This is a genomic window from Loigolactobacillus bifermentans DSM 20003 (genome assembly GCF_001434575.1).
Taxonomy (GTDB): domain Bacteria; phylum Bacillota; class Bacilli; order Lactobacillales; family Lactobacillaceae; genus Loigolactobacillus; species Loigolactobacillus bifermentans.
In genome coordinates, this window is record NZ_AZDA01000001.1 from 39,501 (window position 1) to 55,177 (window position 15,677).

17 protein-coding genes are annotated in these 15,677 nt (G+C 44.2%); 12 read left to right on the forward strand and 5 right to left on the reverse strand.

The window, feature by feature from the left end:
• Positions 1-11 precede the first annotated feature (11 nt).
• Both smpB and FC07_RS00165 read left to right on the forward strand, forming a co-directional pair.
• Positions 12-479 carry an SsrA-binding protein SmpB gene (gene smpB, locus FC07_RS00160; protein ID WP_057903107.1) on the forward strand — a complete coding sequence of 156 codons (468 nt, stop codon included), beginning with the start codon at positions 12-14 and terminating at the stop codon, positions 477-479.
• 520 nt (positions 480-999) lie between these two features.
• A complete protein-coding gene (locus tag FC07_RS00165; protein ID WP_057903108.1) occupies positions 1,000-1,566 on the forward strand; it encodes a GNAT family N-acetyltransferase in 567 nt (188 codons plus the stop codon).
• A 44-nt stretch (positions 1,567-1,610) separates the two neighbouring features.
• Here the strand turns inward: FC07_RS00165 and FC07_RS00170 are convergent, their stop codons facing one another.
• Together FC07_RS00170 and FC07_RS00175 are read right to left on the reverse strand one after the other, a co-directional pair.
• Positions 1,611-2,129: an LURP-one-related/scramblase family protein gene (locus FC07_RS00170; RefSeq protein ID WP_057903109.1), complete on the reverse strand. Its 519-nt coding sequence runs from the start codon at positions 2,127-2,129 to the stop codon at positions 1,611-1,613.
• 29 nt (positions 2,130-2,158) lie between these two features.
• The gene (locus FC07_RS00175) at positions 2,159-3,031 is read right to left on the reverse strand and encodes a Cof-type HAD-IIB family hydrolase (RefSeq protein ID WP_057903110.1); all 873 of its coding nucleotides are present in this window, start codon (positions 3,029-3,031) and stop codon (positions 2,159-2,161) included.
• A gap of 157 nt (positions 3,032-3,188) precedes the next feature.
• Between FC07_RS00175 and FC07_RS00180 the strand changes: the two genes are divergently transcribed.
• The 4 genes from FC07_RS00180 (at position 3,189) to FC07_RS00195 (ending at position 6,048) form a co-directional block, all read left to right on the forward strand.
• Positions 3,189-3,890 carry a uracil-DNA glycosylase gene (locus tag FC07_RS00180; RefSeq protein ID WP_057903159.1) on the forward strand — a complete coding sequence of 234 codons (702 nt, stop codon included), beginning with the start codon at positions 3,189-3,191 and terminating at the stop codon, positions 3,888-3,890.
• A 68-nt stretch (positions 3,891-3,958) separates the two neighbouring features.
• The gene (pta, locus tag FC07_RS00185) at positions 3,959-4,933 is read left to right on the forward strand and encodes a phosphate acetyltransferase (RefSeq protein WP_057903111.1); all 975 of its coding nucleotides are present in this window, start codon (positions 3,959-3,961) and stop codon (positions 4,931-4,933) included.
• Positions 4,934-5,057: 124 nt separating this feature from the next.
• Complete coding sequence (gene tsaE, locus FC07_RS00190) at positions 5,058-5,525, forward strand: tRNA (adenosine(37)-N6)-threonylcarbamoyltransferase complex ATPase subunit type 1 TsaE (protein ID WP_057903112.1); 468 nt, start codon at positions 5,058-5,060, stop codon at positions 5,523-5,525.
• Complete coding sequence (locus tag FC07_RS00195) at positions 5,515-6,048, forward strand: GNAT family N-acetyltransferase (RefSeq protein WP_057903113.1); 534 nt, start codon at positions 5,515-5,517, stop codon at positions 6,046-6,048. The genes tsaE and FC07_RS00195 overlap by 11 nt, the downstream gene beginning before the upstream one ends.
• A 21-nt stretch (positions 6,049-6,069) precedes the next feature.
• On the opposite strand, the gene FC07_RS00200 is transcribed toward FC07_RS00195, so the two are convergent.
• Both FC07_RS00200 and FC07_RS00205 read right to left on the reverse strand, forming a co-directional pair.
• Positions 6,070-6,606: a 3'-5' exonuclease gene (locus FC07_RS00200; RefSeq protein WP_057903114.1), complete on the reverse strand. Its 537-nt coding sequence runs from the start codon at positions 6,604-6,606 to the stop codon at positions 6,070-6,072.
• A 24-nt stretch (positions 6,607-6,630) separates the two neighbouring features.
• On the reverse strand, positions 6,631-7,395 hold the full coding sequence (locus tag FC07_RS00205; protein WP_057903115.1) for an exodeoxyribonuclease III: 765 nt from the start codon (positions 7,393-7,395) through the stop codon (positions 6,631-6,633).
• 158 nt (positions 7,396-7,553) lie between these two features.
• Here FC07_RS00205 and murB point away from each other — a divergent pair, with 158 nt between their 5' ends.
• Positions 7,554-8,459 carry a UDP-N-acetylmuramate dehydrogenase gene (gene murB / locus FC07_RS00210; RefSeq protein WP_057903116.1) on the forward strand — a complete coding sequence of 302 codons (906 nt, stop codon included), beginning with the start codon at positions 7,554-7,556 and terminating at the stop codon, positions 8,457-8,459.
• Between the two features lie 54 nt (positions 8,460-8,513).
• Positions 8,514-10,643, forward strand: coding sequence for a cation:proton antiporter (locus FC07_RS00215; RefSeq protein ID WP_057903117.1), 2,130 nt, complete (start codon positions 8,514-8,516; stop codon positions 10,641-10,643).
• A gap of 47 nt (positions 10,644-10,690) precedes the next feature.
• Here FC07_RS00215 and FC07_RS00220 read toward each other — a convergent pair whose 3' ends face one another.
• Complete coding sequence (locus FC07_RS00220) at positions 10,691-11,698, reverse strand: acrylyl-CoA reductase family protein (protein WP_057903118.1); 1,008 nt, start codon at positions 11,696-11,698, stop codon at positions 10,691-10,693.
• Between the two features lie 165 nt (positions 11,699-11,863).
• On the opposite strand from FC07_RS00220, the gene FC07_RS00225 reads away from it, so the two are divergent.
• From FC07_RS00225 to FC07_RS00240, 4 genes are read left to right on the forward strand one after another with little or no spacing between them, the layout of a single operon-like run.
• Complete coding sequence (locus FC07_RS00225; RefSeq protein ID WP_057903119.1) at positions 11,864-12,955, forward strand: ABC transporter ATP-binding protein; 1,092 nt, start codon at positions 11,864-11,866, stop codon at positions 12,953-12,955.
• Positions 12,955-13,758: an ABC transporter permease gene (locus FC07_RS00230; protein WP_057903120.1), complete on the forward strand. Its 804-nt coding sequence runs from the start codon at positions 12,955-12,957 to the stop codon at positions 13,756-13,758. The genes FC07_RS00225 and FC07_RS00230 overlap by 1 nt, the downstream gene beginning before the upstream one ends.
• Complete coding sequence (locus tag FC07_RS00235) at positions 13,759-14,580, forward strand: ABC transporter permease (protein ID WP_155797759.1); 822 nt, start codon at positions 13,759-13,761, stop codon at positions 14,578-14,580.
• Positions 14,577-15,653: an ABC transporter substrate-binding protein gene (locus tag FC07_RS00240; RefSeq protein WP_057903122.1), complete on the forward strand. Its 1,077-nt coding sequence runs from the start codon at positions 14,577-14,579 to the stop codon at positions 15,651-15,653. The genes FC07_RS00235 and FC07_RS00240 overlap by 4 nt, the downstream gene beginning before the upstream one ends.
• The last annotated feature ends 24 nt before the right edge of the window (positions 15,654-15,677 follow it).

Here is a 15,677-nt window from a genome sequence, read left to right on the forward strand (position 1 = left end):
GTGAAACTGCCTTGAAGAAAAAACATGTTTCGGATAATGTTTTAGCACAAAATAAAAAAGCACGTCATGATTATCTTATTTTGGAGACTTATGAAGCAGGGATGGTGTTAACCGGAACTGAGATCAAGTCTGTTCGTGCTGGTCGGATGAACTTAAAGGATGGCTTTGCACGGATTCGTAATGGCGAATTATTCTTGGAGAATGTGCATATCAGTCCTTATGCGCAGGGGAATCAGTTTAACGTAGACCCATTACGCAACCGGAAGTTATTGGTGCATAAACAGGAGTTACGCAAACTGGGGAATGCTGTACAAGACAAAGGGATTACGCTGGTACCGTTACGGGTTTATTTAAAACATGGTTTTGCCAAACTCTTATTAGGCGTTGCCAAAGGGAAACATGAATACGATAAACGCGAAACGATTAAACGTCGGGAACAAGATCGTGAAATGCAACGTGTGCTGAAAAATCGGTACTGATCATTAAAAAGAGCGGAAAATTTTAGATTTTCCGCTCTTTTTGTATGAAAAAACACTCAGCTATTTCTAATGACCATTAGAAGAAAATTAAAAATAAAAATGTTTCACAAATACTTATATGTGAATCCTTACACGATTCGTTTGCAAGACAATCTCGTTTTGCACAAGCAACGACAAAAGATTAATGAGATTCTTTTAAAGATATTCAACATCTTCAATGCGCATGCTATGCTAAGAGTGACTTAAAAGGAGGTGTAGGCAATGACACAGGATGATTTCAGACGCAACCTATACGCTGTATTCTGGCGGCAGAAAATTATTTGAGTGCTGGCTGGATATTCTTAACTCAAATAACTTAAATTGGAGGCTACAGAAATCCAGCAAAAGCGTCTGAAATCGGAGGCCTTTTGCATTTTACATAGGGCATCGTATTATTTTTCACAACATATTAGTTGGTGGATTTTGACATCACTTTAAAAATTGCCTAAACTGAGGCTATAGAGAAAGTGAGGCTCATTCAATGAAAATTCGTCCAGCTGAACCGCGGGATGCACAAGGCGCGGTTCCAATTATTAACATCGTTTTAGAAGAAATGGAACTCCCATTTATGCAAAACGTTGATCAACAAGCCTTTTTTAAAATTTTAGCCAAGGCGTTTCAAACAGAAGACTACCGTTATAGTTATCGTCATGGGATTGTGGCGGAGCAGAATGGGGCCATCATGGGGGTTGCTTTTGGCTATCCGGCTGCAGCAGAGGACCATATCGATGATGCGCTAAAAGCGTATTTGCCAGAAATTGGCGCTGATCCTAACGATAAGGTATTTACGGATAAGGAAACTTTTCCAGGTGAATGGTATTTAGATACACTGTCAGTTGCAGAAAATCACCAGCATCAAGGGGTGGGGACTGCGCTTTTAAAAGCGGTGATTCCGGTTGCCAAAGCACTTGGTTATACCACGTTGGGGTTAAACGTTGATGTGGCGAATCCTAATGCTAAAAAATTATATACGAAGATGGGGTATCAAAAAGTTGGGATGACGCGTTTAAGTGGACATGACTACGAACATTTACAACTTAACATCTAAAAAAGAGTGCCTGCAGGGGTCTGATTGATCCTGCAGGCACTCTTTTAGTTATAAGCAGCTTTAAAGCTACCACCTTTTTGGGGCTTTTTATCGCGGCGAACCACCCAGTGGTCGAAAATTAAACTGAGTAAAATACAAACAGGAACATCTGATTCGTGGGTGATTTGTAATTGGTAATAATCACCATCGCTGAGAATGGCTTTATCCATGGTCAAAATTGTTTCAGTGCGGTGGTAGACTTTATAATGGTGATTGATCAGGTCCCCCATGACGATCCAATTCAAGTCGCTAACGAACTGGAATTGATGCCACACCCCATACATTTTTTTAACAGCGCCGACTTTTTGTTTACCTACAAAAATATCAAAACGCGGGAAAATACCCAAGGTTGTCTGGCGAATCTCCGCAATGTATTGTCCGGCAACGGTATACAGTGTAAAGGAATCTTGGCGTAGTCCTCGGCGACCGGTGACAAGGTATTGTGGTTGTTTCGTGGCATTGCAAACAATGATGGGTACCCCGCGCGAGGCCATCAGTTGTTCCTTAATGTAAAGCTGTACCACACTTGTCACCTCTTTTCATAAATACCGGGTTAACTGAGATTTTCGCGAATGGCACGTTCAATGGCTTGGCCAACGCCGTGGTTGATGTTGGTATCCGTTAAATAACGGGCCACTTTTTTGATCTCAGGTGTTGCATTGCCCATTGCAAAGCTAACACTAGCCGCTTCTAGCATAGAACGGTCATTTAAATTATCACCAATGGCCATGACTTGGCTCATCGGGATCCCTAATTTGTCCGCATAGGTCGCTAAGGCGGCTCCTTTTTGGGCATCAATGTGATTGATCTCCAAGTTACTTGCAGAACTTGCAGTAATGGCCAGATTGCCCAATGCATTTAGTTTTTCAGCAACAGGTGCTAGTAAGGCCTGGTTCTCAGGGCTAAATGCGATGATTTTTAAAATAAATTCATTTGGATCATCCAAAATTACATCGTAACTGGAAACGTAATTAATGGCCATTAATTCTAGGCGCGCAGAGGCTAAGGAAACCGCAATTTTAAAGCTGTCGGTGGTTTTTAAATCGACTAACAAAGAAGCGACGTTTTGGATCCGCTTCATTTTACTGTCGGAACAAGTGCCATTCATCGTCATGATTTCAAAATAAATGCCTTGTTCACGTAAAATATGAAAAATTTTACGGGCAACTTGTTTACGAATGGTAACGGTGCTAATAATCTCACCATTTTCATCGAAAACTTCTGCGCCATTCATCGTGATCATTGGGGTTTTGATTCCAACTTGTTCCATCAGGGGTTTTGCTTCTGTATAACTTCGTCCAGTTGCAACGATAAATTGAATGCCTTTTTCGGCAGCTGCTTGAATAGCAGCTGCATTTTCAGGTGGTACTGTCATGCGTTCATTCAACAGGGTGCCATCCATATCGGATGCAATGAGTCGAATCACAGTCATCCCTCCGTTTCCTAATTCAGTCTCTAGTTTAGCAGATTTGAAAGCGAGACGAAACTGTTCTGGAAGGGCTTTTAAGCCTTGGCATTTTTTTAGAGACAGGTTAAACTTAGCAGTAATGAAGCTTAAAAAACAAATTTTGGAAGTGAATCAGTTGAAAACATTGATCCATAACGATTGGCAGGAGATTTTGGCACCAGAATTTGCCAAAGCCTATTACGGTCAATTGCATGAATTTTTAAAGCAAGAATATCAAACACAAACCATTTATCCAGATATGTATCATATTTTTACGGCTTTTGAGTGGACCCCCTTTAGTCAGGTGCGCGTAGTCATTTTAGGACAAGATCCGTATCATAACCCAAACCAAGGGATGGGCGTTAGTTTTTCAGTACGTCCAGGTGTGCGGTTACCACCATCTTTGCAAAATATTTATAAAGAGTTACAAGCGGATCTCGGCATTGCCCCGGTGCAACATGGTTATTTGAAAAAGTGGGCGGATCAAGGGGTATTGTTGCTCAACTCAGTGTTAACGGTTCGGCAAGGTGCTGCTTTTTCGCATAAAGGTAAAGGCTGGGAACAATTAACCGATAAGGCGATTGAAAAATTGTCTGAACGTGGGGGCGTTGTCTTTATTTTATGGGGCAATGCGGCAAAGTCCAAACGGCCACTCATTGATGAATCTAAGAATACCGTGATTACCGGGGCGCATCCTAGTCCATTTTCGGCCAACTATGGTTTCTTCGGTTCAAAACCGTTTTCAAAAACGAATGCAGCATTGGCAGCTTTTGGTGAACAGCCAATTGATTGGCAATTACCAGCGTCTGTCGATAATGTGGAATTTCCTGGTGCCTAATCCAGGAAATTGTGCTATGCTAGTTTGTGAAAGCGTTTGAAAAATTGACTGTTGGAGGTCTTTTAAACATGGAATTATTTGCAAGTTTAACTGAAAAAATCAAAGGTAAAGCCATTAAAATTGTGTTCCCAGAAGGAACTGAACCACGGATCTTAGGGGCTGTTGCCCGGTTACAAGCAGACGGTTTGGTCACCCCAATCGTATTAGGCAACGAAGCAGAAGTTACTAAAGTGGCAGCTGACAACAACTTTGATTTAAGCGGTGTTACCGTTATCGATCCAGCCACAAGTGCTGATTTTGATGAATTGGTTGCTGCTTTTGTTGAACGTCGTAAAGGCAAAAATACTGAAGAACAAGCTCGTAAAATGTTATTAGATCCAAACTACTTCGGCACAATGTTAGTTTATGCTGACAAGGCTGATGGGATGGTTTCTGGTGCCGTTCATCCAACTGGTGATACAGTTCGTCCTGCATTGCAAATTATTAAAACCAAGCCTGGTGTTAGCCGGACCAGTGGGGCCTTCATTATGTCAAAGGGTGACGAACGTTACTTGTTCTCTGACTGTGCCATTAACATCAACCCAAATGCACAAGAATTAGCTGAAATCGCAGTTGCCTCTGCTGAAACAGCAGAATTGTTCGACATCGAACCACGGGTTGCCATGTTGAGCTTCTCAACGAAGGGCTCTGCTAAGGGTGACGAAGTTGCAAAAGTTCAAGAAGCAACGAAGTTAGCTCAAGCCGCTGCACCACAATATAAGATCGACGGCGAATTACAATTTGACGCTTCTTACGTACCAGTTGTTGCCAACCAAAAGGCACCTGGTTCTGAAGTTGCTGGGAAAGCCACTGTCTTTGTTTTCCCAGAATTACAATCTGGTAACATTGGCTACAAGATTGCCCAGCGTTTTGGTGGTTTCGAAGCCGTTGGCCCAATTTTGCAAGGCTTGAACAAGCCAGTTTCTGACTTGTCACGCGGTGCGAATGAAGAAGATGTTTATAAATTAGCCATTATTACAGCTGCTCAAACATTGATGAAATAAGCGGTTGTTTAAAAAGGTGCTACAGGCTGAGCTTGTAGCGCTTTTTTTGATGCATCGGCATCTGTTCGGCTAGGCCCACATGTTATAATTGGGAAAACCAACAGGAAAGTAGTGAGCGGATTTGATGAAACAAACGTTAGAGAGTGTGACCGCAACGCAGCAGCTTGCGGCCCAATTGGCGCCTTTACTACAACCAGGTGATGTTTTGCTGTTAACAGGGGAGCTAGGTGCTGGTAAAACCACGTTTACCCAGGGCCTTGCACATGCGTTAGGGATCAAACGCTATGTGAAAAGCCCAACCTTCACCCTGATCCGTGAGTACCAAGAAGGGCGGTTGCCACTTTATCACATGGATGTTTATCGGTTGGAAAATGGTGGCGGTGATGATTTAGGGCTTGAAGAATATTTTGATGGGGACGGTGTTAGCGTGGTGGAATGGCCACAATTTGTCGCCGACTTATGGCCAGCCAATTATTTAAGCTTTGATTTCAGCCGAACAGGGGACCAACAACGGCAGGTACAAATCACAGCCCAAGGACAACGCGGAACAGCTTTATTACAGGCGCTTGCGGAGGTCATGAATGGCAAATGATGAAGCAGTGACGTTACGTCAGGCGATTCCCCAGGATGCACAAGCGCTGCAACGCCTGTTACAACAATTAGGGCAAGAAACGCCTTATTTAGAATTAGATGTTGCTGAATTGGCGGCGCCGGTGGCAACGTTGGCAACTGAAATTGCGCGGGTTTATGACGCAGCTAACAATTTATTATTATTAGCGCTAAGTGGTGAGACGCCGATCGGACTGGTGCGCGTTCAAACAGCTGATACGGTGCAACAACAGTATAGCGGTGAAGTTGGCATTGCTATTTTAAAGGATTACTGGGGATTAGGACTGGGGCAGATCTTATTATCGGAGATGTTAGCGTGGGCGCAGGATACGGCATTAGTGCGGTTAGCGTTAACCGTCCAAACGCGCAATCAACGAGCACGCCATTTATATGAAAAATTAGGGTTTAAAACCGAAGGCATTTTAGAACAGGCGATTTATGATCCACAAGCCGGGTTACAAGATGTGGCGGCAATGGCCTATCTCTTAAAAAGAGAGCACGCTTAGTTGGCGTCCTCTCTTTTTTGATCAACCGATCAACTTCACATATTGTTTTAAGGCCGTTGGGCCAAATTGTTGTAATTGATACAGTAAAATATTGGCGCAGGCCAAACTATCATCTAGCGCATTATGATGGTGCTCCAGGTCGATCTGCAGCGCCTCACAAACTGTATTGAGTTTGTGGTTTGGTAGGTCAGGCAGTAATTGGCGACTGGTGCGTAAGGTGTCTAACGTTAAATAGGTCGGTTGCTGGATTTGATAATGTGCCAAGGTATTTTTAAGGACACTGTTGTCAAAAGTCGCATTGTGGGCAATGACCAACCGATCACGTTGAAAAAATGATGCGATGTGTGGCCAAACGGTGGGAAAATCCGGTGCAGTTGCCACGTCTTGCGTGTGGATGCCATGAATTTGTTCGTTACGCCAACTAAACGGTGTATCTGGTTTGATCAGTGTGTAAAATTCATCGACCACTTGGCTATTTCGAATGACGGTAAGGGCCAGTGAACAGGCGCTATACCGTTTGGCATTAGCGGTTTCAAAATCAAGTGCAATAAAGTTCAACGACAAGCTCCTTTCATAAAGTCATTATTCGGCAGTTAAATCGGTTTGTAATTCAACGGGACAATGATCAGAGCCTAAAATCTCACTGTGGATCAAAGCATCCTTTAATCGGGGCTGGAGGTCATTTGAGGTCACAAAGTAGTCAATTCGCCAACCTGCGTTATTCGCCCGAGCATTAAAGCGGTAGCTCCACCAGGAGTAGGTATCGGCTTGGTCTGGATAGAAGTAGCGGAAGGTGTCGGTAAAACCGGCGCCTAATAGTTCGGTAAACTTGCCGCGCTCTTCATCAGAAAAACCAGCATTATGATGGTTGGTTTTATCGTTTTTTAAGTCGATTGGTTCATGGGCGACATTTAAATCACCGCAGAAAATCACGCCTTTTTTCTCAGCTAATTGGCTGATGTAGGTACGAAAGGCATCTTCCCATTGCATCCGAAAGTCCAGGCGTTTTAATTTGGTTTGCGAATTAGGCGTATAGCAAGTCAGCAGATAAAAATCAGGGTATTCCAAAGTGATCAATCGGCCTTCTTGGTCAAGCTCAGGGACGCCAACACCGTAAGTAACGCTTTGGGGTTCATGCTTGGTAAAGATGGCCGTACCAGAGTAACCTTTGCGTTCAGCGTAGTTCCAATATTGATGGTAGCCAGGCAGCTCAAGGTCAACTTGGCCAGCCTGTAATTTGGTTTCCTGTAAGCAGAAAAAGTCTGCGTCAGCGGCTTCGAAAACTTCCATAAAGTTCTTTTTTAAAATTGCACGTAAGCCATTGACGTTCCAAGACATAAATTTCATTTCATCGCACCTCATCTTATTTACTTGATCCCTTCCATTTTACCGAGATACCCCTTTAAAAACAATCAACTTGTGCTAAGGTTTGGATTCATCACTATTCAATCTTAAATGCTTTATGCTAAACTAGAAGTACTTGTGAGTGAAAGGAAGGCAGGATCATGCCAGCAGATATCACAGCATTACAGCAAAAGTTCCCGAATATTAATTTAAAAGCACATGAATCTTTAGCAAAATATACGTATACAGAAACTGGTGGGCCAGCAGATATGTTGGCGTTTCCTAAAAATATCACGGAAGTTCAAACGTTGGTCGATGCCGCCCGAACAGCAGGTTGGCCGTTAACAGTTCTTGGCAATGCCAGTAATTTGATCGTTCGTGATGGCGGTATTCGCGGTTTGGTGTTGATTTTAACGGAGATGCACCACTTGACTTTTTCTGGCAATACGTTGGTGGCAGAGGCCGGCGCCAAAATTGTCGATACGTCTGCGGCTGCTTGTGCCGCTGGTTTAAGTGGTTTAGAGTTTGCGGCCGGGATTCCAGGTAGTATTGGTGGGGCCATGTTTATGAACGCTGGGGCCTATGATGGTGAAATGAGCAACGTGGTGCAGTCGATGACGTTGCTCATGCCAGATGGCACCTTGCAAACTTTATCAGGTGAGGCGTTACATTTTAGTTACCGGCACAGTGTGGTGCAAGAAAACCAAGGCATTGTTTTAACGGCCACCTTTAACTTAACACCGGGTGATCAGGCTCAAATTCGAGCTCGGATGGATGAATTAAATGCGTTGCGTGCCTCGAAACAGCCACTAGAGTATCCTTCCTGTGGCAGCGTGTTTAAACGTCCAGCAGGTCATTTTACAGGCAAGCTGATCCATGATGCTGGCTTACAAGGTTATACGGTTGGCGGCGTACAGGTCTCAAAGAAGCATGCTGGGTTTATGGTGAATATTGATCACGGCACGGCAACCGATTATGTGAACTTGATTCAACATGTGCAACAAGTTGTTAAAGCAAAGTTTGGTGTTGCCTTGGAAACAGAAGTCCGGATTATTGGTGAAAAGTAAGCAATCAGGCTGTCTTAATCGGCAGTCTTTTTTAGAAAAAGGGAGGAAATCGAGGTGACCGTTTCATTATTAGAAGGCATTGTGGTTTTAGTCAGTTTGGTGTTACTGTCCAACGTACTCAGTCATTTTTTAACGTTTATTCCGATTAGCTTGTTGCAAATTGCAATCGGTTTATTTTTAGCCCTGGTTTTTAAAGTGGAAATCCCGCTTAAAACTGACTGGTTTATGTTACTGTTTATTGCGCCGTTGCTCTTTAATGACGGACGTAAGTTTCCCCAGCGCGAATTGTGGGCGTTACGAGGACCGATTATTGCCAACGCGATTTTTTTAGTGTTAGTCACCAGTTTATTAGGTGGCTTGATCATTCATCAGTTGATTCCTGCGCTGCCCTTGGCAGGGGCCATTGCATTAGCTGCCATTTTGTCACCAACGGATCCAGTGGCAGTGCAATCCATTTCGAGTCAGGCAAAATTACCTGAAAAAGTGCTGCATTTGGTCAGCGGTGAAAGTCTGGTAAACGATGCCAGTGGCCTGATTGCATTTAAGTATGGCGTTGCAGCAACGGTGACTGGCACTTTTATTTGGCAACATGCGCTAATGGATTTTGGGTATATCGCCATTGTCGGGGCGTTGATCGGAATCGTCGGTGGTGTTTTCTTTCATCTTTTACAACGTTGGTTGTTAGATCAAGGCATCACGGATGTAGTATTGCACACGATCTTACAGCTGGTCATCCCATTTTTGATCTACCTGATTGCTGAAGAAGGCGGCCATGCTTCAGGCGTAATTGCCGTGGTGGCAGCAGGTATTTTGTTGAATTTATTGACACCAGATTCAGTGAATTATTTACCTGAATTGCGCATTGTCAGTGAGCGAACTTGGGATCTGTTTGTGTACGTGTTAAATGGAATCGTCTTTTTGATTTTAGGGATTGAATTGCCCATTGCCATGACACAAACCATTCAAAACCCGCAAGATCCAACTTTGATTGCAATCATGGATGTGTTTTTGGTTTGGTTGACGATGTTTGGATTGCGGGTATTATGGACGTTAGGCAATATGTTCATTACGTATTGGCGGGATAAAAAAGTGCGGCCTAACTTAATGACCGCCGTTTTATCAGGCTTATCTGGGGTGCGTGGTGCGATCACTATGGCTGGTGTTCTGTCAGTGCCGTATACCTTAGCGAATGGCATGGCCTTTCCTGAGCGCGCACTAATGCTGTTTGTGGCGGCCGGTGTGATTATCTTGAGTTTACTCATGGCAGTGGTGTTCTTACCACTGCTGACCCGGCGTCAAGTCGCCATTAGTACGCGGGGAAGTGAGGCGAGCCAGGATCTAACTGGCCAGTCCACCACGACGCAGCCGACAGAACACAATCATGTTTCTGAGTCCCAGGCACGGATCTATACCATGCAAATGGCGGTTCAGCGGTTGGAAAGTGCGCGGCGTCCTGAAAATCAGCGGGCAGCTTATGATTTGATTTCTGAATATCAACATTTGATTCGACAGTTGCAAGTATCCTCCCGACCATCTGAGAAGTTAGTCCCATTTTTAGCGGATGAATTGGCCTTGCGCCAAATTGGGTTAAACGGTGAGCGGGCTGTGATCGATGCGGCCTGGGCAGCACAGGAAATCTCAGCAAGCACGTATCAGTTGTTTAATCGCCATTTAGCTGCTCGCGGGCATTTATTGGCCGTGTTGGACCAGCAAGTAGAAGGATTACACCCGTTTCAACGGTTTCAGCGGATCACTGGTGATTTTGCCAAGTGGTATGATAAATGGTTATTACGGCGGTTACGACGGCCGGAATACGGTGAAGCCTTGGCTCTTCAAAAGGAAGCGGCTAAAGGGGGTATCAAAGCACTTTCTGCCTATTTAAAGCGCGATGAGGCGCGGAAACACCATTACAATCGGCAACTGATTTATCAAATTATTGTCAGTTACCGCAATCAAATTGAAAAATTGAAGCAGCTTGGTCGTGAGAAAGTTAAAAAGGCATCACCACGACAACAATACGATCAACAAATGCGCCGTTTGCGGCTACAGGCTTTAGCTGGTGAACGCCAAGGAATTCAACAATTGTTGGAACAAAAGGCAATTCCATGGCAAATGGCGGCCAAATTACGCCAATACGTCAATTATTCAGAAAACGCCTTGTTTATTGGCGAAGATCTTGATTAGTAAGCATAAAATAACACCCTTAAGCAACAACGCTTAAGGGTGTTATTTTATGCTTGTTGTAGATCGACTAAAATGCGGCCTGTTTTAGGTTGGTGTAAGTAATCAGCTAAGGTCGTTGCCAGCTGTTGCGGTGTAATGGTGCTGTGGACAAATTGTTCGAGTTGAGCTGGCCGCCAGTCTGTGGCCAAGTGTTGCCAAATTGCCGTACGACGTTGCGCTGGATAGTAAACAGAATCGATGCCCACTAACTGAATGCCGCGTAAGATAAACGGTAAGGTGGTGGTACTCAATTTGATGCCAGCGGCGTTACCTGAAAGGGCCACCACGCCACCATAATTCATTTGAGGTAAAACCGCACTTAAGGTGCTGCCGCCTAAGGCATCCACATAACCGGAAAATTGTTGTTTCATTAACGGTTTAAGGGGTGGTGTCGTCAGGTCCGCTAAACTGATGACGGCGGTGGCCCCTAACGCTTTTAAGTAGTCGTGTGCCCGTTCCGGGTGACGGGTACTGGCAATGAGCTGTTGATAGCCTAGTTTTTTTAAAATAGCAATGGCAAAGCCCCCTACACCGCCGGTGCCACCACTGATCAAAATTGGCTGGGCCTTATCTTGAAGGAGTGGATTTTGGAGCAAGGCTTGCACAGAAAGGGCAGCGGTAAAGCCAGCGGTACCAAAAATCATGGCTTCTCGCAGGGTTAATCCTGTGGGTAAGCGTTGGAGCCAAGCTTCAGGAACTAACAAACATTCGGCGTAACCGCCAGCTTGTTTCACACCAACATCAAAGCCGGTAAGAACCACCGCAGTGCCAGGCTCAAAGTTGCCAGAGGGGCAAGCTAAAATTGTGCCAGCGGCGTCGATGCCCGGCGTCTGCGGGTAATGATGAATGACGCCGCTTTTAGGATCGGTGGTTAAGGCATCTTTATAATTCATGTCACTATAGGCAACTTGGACCAACGCCCAACCAGGTTGCGGTTCGGGTTGCGCTTGTGTGATCCAAGTCGCGGTGGTGGCGTTGTCCGTTGCTGCTAACTGAAATGCTTGATAATTTGGCATCTGATGACTTCCTTTCATGTACAATTAAAGCGCTTTAAGCTATTGTTATTGTAGGCTATTTGGCTGAGTTGACGCAACTCAAAAAAGTGATTTAACTTTTAAGCTTTCTTAGCTATAATGGGGGTTGCTGTGAATTCAGTAACAATCAGGAAAGGGCGTGTTGGTATGGCAGAGCCAATCATTACATTTCAACATGTATATAAGCGTTATGATGACACCGTTGCTTTAGGTGACATTGATTTTGAATTAGAACAAGGAAAGTTCTATACCCTTTTAGGACCTTCTGGCTGTGGGAAAACAACAATTTTACGTATTTTAGCTGGTTTTACAGAAGCCAGCGAAGGGAAGGTAACGTTTAAAGGGCAACAGATCAATCGCGTACCAGCGAATCAACGCCAGATCAACACGGTTTTTCAAGATTATGCGTTGTTTCCCCATTTAAACGTTTTTGACAATGTGGCCTTTGGGCTAACGCTGAAACGAACGCCTAAAAAAGACATTAAACGCCGGGTATTAGAGGCACTAAAATCAGTTCGGTTAGCGGGTTATGAAGACCGTGAGATCTCTGAATTGTCAGGCGGCCAACAGCAGCGAGTGGCAATTGCCCGAGCAATCGTCAACGAACCACAGGTTTTGTTACTGGATGAACCGTTGTCAGCACTGGATGCAAAATTACGCACGGCAATGCAAGTGGAATTACGCCAGTTGCAACGTCGATTAGGCATTACCTTTTTATTTGTGACCCATGATCAAGGCGAAGCCTTGGCAATGAGTGATGAGATTTTTGTCATGAGTGACGGCAAAATTTTACAGCAAGGGAGTCCAGTTGATATTTATGATGAACCGATCAACCACTTTGTGGCCGATTTTATTGGTGAAAGTAATATTGTAAAAGGCCGGATGGTTGCCGATTATCAAGTTCAGTTTGTTGGCAAGCAATTTGAGTGTTCTGACGCCGGTATTCCAGCGCATGAACCCATTGAAGTGGTTTTGCGACCAGAAGACTTGGTCTTAACGGATGTTGCCAAAGGCAAATTGACGGTGGTGGTCGATACGCAAGTTTTTCGAGGCAATCTATATGAAATTCTGAGCCACGACGCGGATGGCAATCAATGGCTGATCCACGCGGTGCATAAGGCCAAAGTCGGACAAGAAGTTGGCATTTATTTTGAACCAGAAGACATTCACGTCATGCGTTTTGGGGAATCTGAAGAAGAGTTTGACGCACGGCTTGAGCAATATGAGGGGGACGACTGATGAAACGCGCACACGGGTTTTATAGTGTCCCGTATGTGCTATGGCTAGCGCTATTTGTCATTGCACCGCTGGTATTGATCGTTTATCAATCTTTCTTCAATATTTCGGGACAGTTTACGTTTGATAATTATAAATTATATTTAAGTTCGGGCACGTATTTGCGGATGACCCTGAATTCGGTTTGGTATGCGCTATTGATCACGGCGTTAACGCTATTGATCAGTTATCCAACGGCGTATTGGTTGAGTCAAACCAAGCACAAACAGTTATGGTTGTTGCTGATTATTTTGCCTACTTGGATCAATTTATTGCTAAAAGCTTACGCCTTTATTGGCATTTTTAGTCAAGGTGGTAGTGTGAACCGTTTTTTGCAGTTTTTTGGTTTTGGCGCCCATCAGCTGTTATTCACCAATACGAGTTTTATTCTAGTGGCGGCATATATTGAAATTCCATTTATGATCTTACCTATTTTTAATGCGATCGATGAATTAAAACCGTCCTTATTAAATGCCAGTAAGGATCTCGGGGCTACCAATTGGCAAACGTTTAGTAAAGTGGTTTTTCCATTGACCCTTGATGGGGTAAAGGCAGGGGTGCAGGCTGTTTTCATTCCGTCGCTATCTCTATTTATGTTAACCCGTTTGATTGGCGGTAATAAAGTGATTACGCTAGGGACGGCTATTGAAGAGCATTTCTTAGTGACGCAAAATTGGGGGATGGGTTCGACCATTGGGGTGGTTTTGATCATTGCCATGATCGCAATCATGTTCCTCACTGGAGAGCGCAAGAAAAGGGGGCGTTAAATAGTGAAACGATTCAGATGGCAAAATATTTATTTAGCGCTGGTTTTTCTGGTGCTCTACATTCCAATTTTTTATTTGATTTTTTATTCGTTTAGTCAAGGTCATAATATGAATCATTTCAGTGGCTTTACCTGGGCGCATTATCAGGAACTATTTCAAGATCAGCGCATGATCGAAATTGTGCTGGATACGTTGCTCGTTGCGCTATTATCGTCGTTGTTAGCGACTATCATCGGGCTGTTAGGCGCGTTGGTGATCCACCGTGTGAAAAAGCCGATGTGGAAAAATACGCTGCTGTCATTAAATAATATTTTAATGGTGTCACCCGACGTCATTATTGGGGCTAGTTTTTTGATTTTTTTCACATTTCTTGGTTTTAAACTCGGTTTTGGCTCGGTGTTACTCAGTCACATTGCGTTTTCGATTCCAATTGTGGTGTTAATGGTGTTGCCCAAACTCAATGAAATGAATACGTCGTTGGTAGATGCTGCTCGGGATTTAGGGGCGACGCAGCCACAGGTCTTTAGTCGTGTGGTGTTGCCTTACATTGCACCAGGCATCTTTGCAGGTTTTTTTATGGCGTTTACGTATTCGTTGGATGATTTTGCAGTGACGTTCTTCGTCACCGGGAATGGGTTTGAAACACTAGCAGTTGAGATCTATGCCCGCGCCCGCCAAGGCATTAGTTTGGAGATCAATGCGTTATCGGCGCTGATGTTCCTGTTTTCTTTGGTATTGGTGGCAGGGTACTATGTTCTGAACCAATATAATTCGTCTAAAAAAGGTCGTAAACGGCGAATGGAGGCGAACCATAACCGATGAAACGTTTAATGAGTTTTTTAGTGGCCATTGGTGCATTGTGTCTCTTATTATTTGCAGGAAGCCGCCATTTACAGCAAAGTCAAGGTCTAACCAGTGGCAACAAAGTACTGACCTTGTATAACTGGGGCGATTATATTGACCCTAAACTGATTACCAAGTTTCAAAAAGAAACCGGGTATAAAGTTCAGGTGGAGACCTTTGATAGCAATGAAGCCATGTATACGAAGATTCAACAAGGTGGGACCAACTACGACTTAGCGGTACCGTCTGAATACATGGTCCAAAAAATGCGGAAGGCGCATTTGTTAAAGCCAATTGACAAAAGTCGGGTCCACGGTTTAACGAATATTGATAAGCGTTTTCGCAATTTAGCATTTGATCCTGAAAACCGTTATTCGATTCCTTATTTTTGGGGGACGCTAGGCATTATTTATAATGATCAGTATGTGAAGCCTGGGGCAGTGCAGCATTGGGATGATCTGTGGTCGCCGGCCTATCGGAATAAGATCATGTTAGTCGATTCATCCCGAGACATTATGGGGATGGCGTTACTGTCTCAAGGGCACTCCGTGAATACCACTGACATTGCCCAATTGGATGCTGCAAAGGCGAAGTTGGACCGCTTAAGTCCAAACGTGAAGGCCATTGTTGCAGATGAAATCAAAATGTACATGGCGCAAAACGAAGCCGCTTTGGCGGTCACCTGGTCCGGAGAAGCTTCTGAAATGATGGCGAACAATTCGCATTTACATTATGTGGTCCCTAGCGAAGGCAGTAATTTATGGTTTGATAATTTAGTGATTCCAAAAACGGCTAAGCATTACAAGGCAATCTATGCCTTTATCAACTTTATGTTGAAGCCAGAAAATGCGGCGCAAAATGCGGCTTACATTGGCTATGCCACGCCGAATGATCCCGCTAAAAAACTGTTGCCACGTTCAGTCGTGAACGACAAAGCCTTTTACCCAGACCAAACCACACTGGCGCATTTACAAGTGTATCAAGATCTCGGTAACCGCATGGTCGGCATCTACAACGATAAATTTTTAGAGTTTAAAATGTTCAAACATTAAGGGGCAAGGTCAGTGGCTTTAAGC

Coding starts and splice junctions, on each gene's coding strand:
- FC07_RS00220 (WP_057903118.1), bottom strand. CDS start 11,698: ATGCCAAATTATCAAGCATTTCAGTTAGCAGCAACGGACAACGCCACC.
- FC07_RS00240 (WP_057903122.1), top strand. CDS start 14,577: ATGAAACGTTTAATGAGTTTTTTAGTGGCCATTGGTGCATTGTGTCTC.
- FC07_RS00225 (WP_057903119.1), top strand. CDS start 11,864: ATGGCAGAGCCAATCATTACATTTCAACATGTATATAAGCGTTATGAT.
- tsaE (WP_057903112.1), top strand. CDS start 5,058: ATGAAACAAACGTTAGAGAGTGTGACCGCAACGCAGCAGCTTGCGGCC.
- FC07_RS00165 (WP_057903108.1), top strand. CDS start 1,000: ATGAAAATTCGTCCAGCTGAACCGCGGGATGCACAAGGCGCGGTTCCA.
- FC07_RS00230 (WP_057903120.1), top strand. CDS start 12,955: ATGAAACGCGCACACGGGTTTTATAGTGTCCCGTATGTGCTATGGCTA.
- FC07_RS00205 (WP_057903115.1), bottom strand. CDS start 7,395: ATGAAATTTATGTCTTGGAACGTCAATGGCTTACGTGCAATTTTAAAA.
- pta (WP_057903111.1), top strand. CDS start 3,959: ATGGAATTATTTGCAAGTTTAACTGAAAAAATCAAAGGTAAAGCCATT.
- murB (WP_057903116.1), top strand. CDS start 7,554: ATGCCAGCAGATATCACAGCATTACAGCAAAAGTTCCCGAATATTAAT.
- FC07_RS00195 (WP_057903113.1), top strand. CDS start 5,515: ATGGCAAATGATGAAGCAGTGACGTTACGTCAGGCGATTCCCCAGGAT.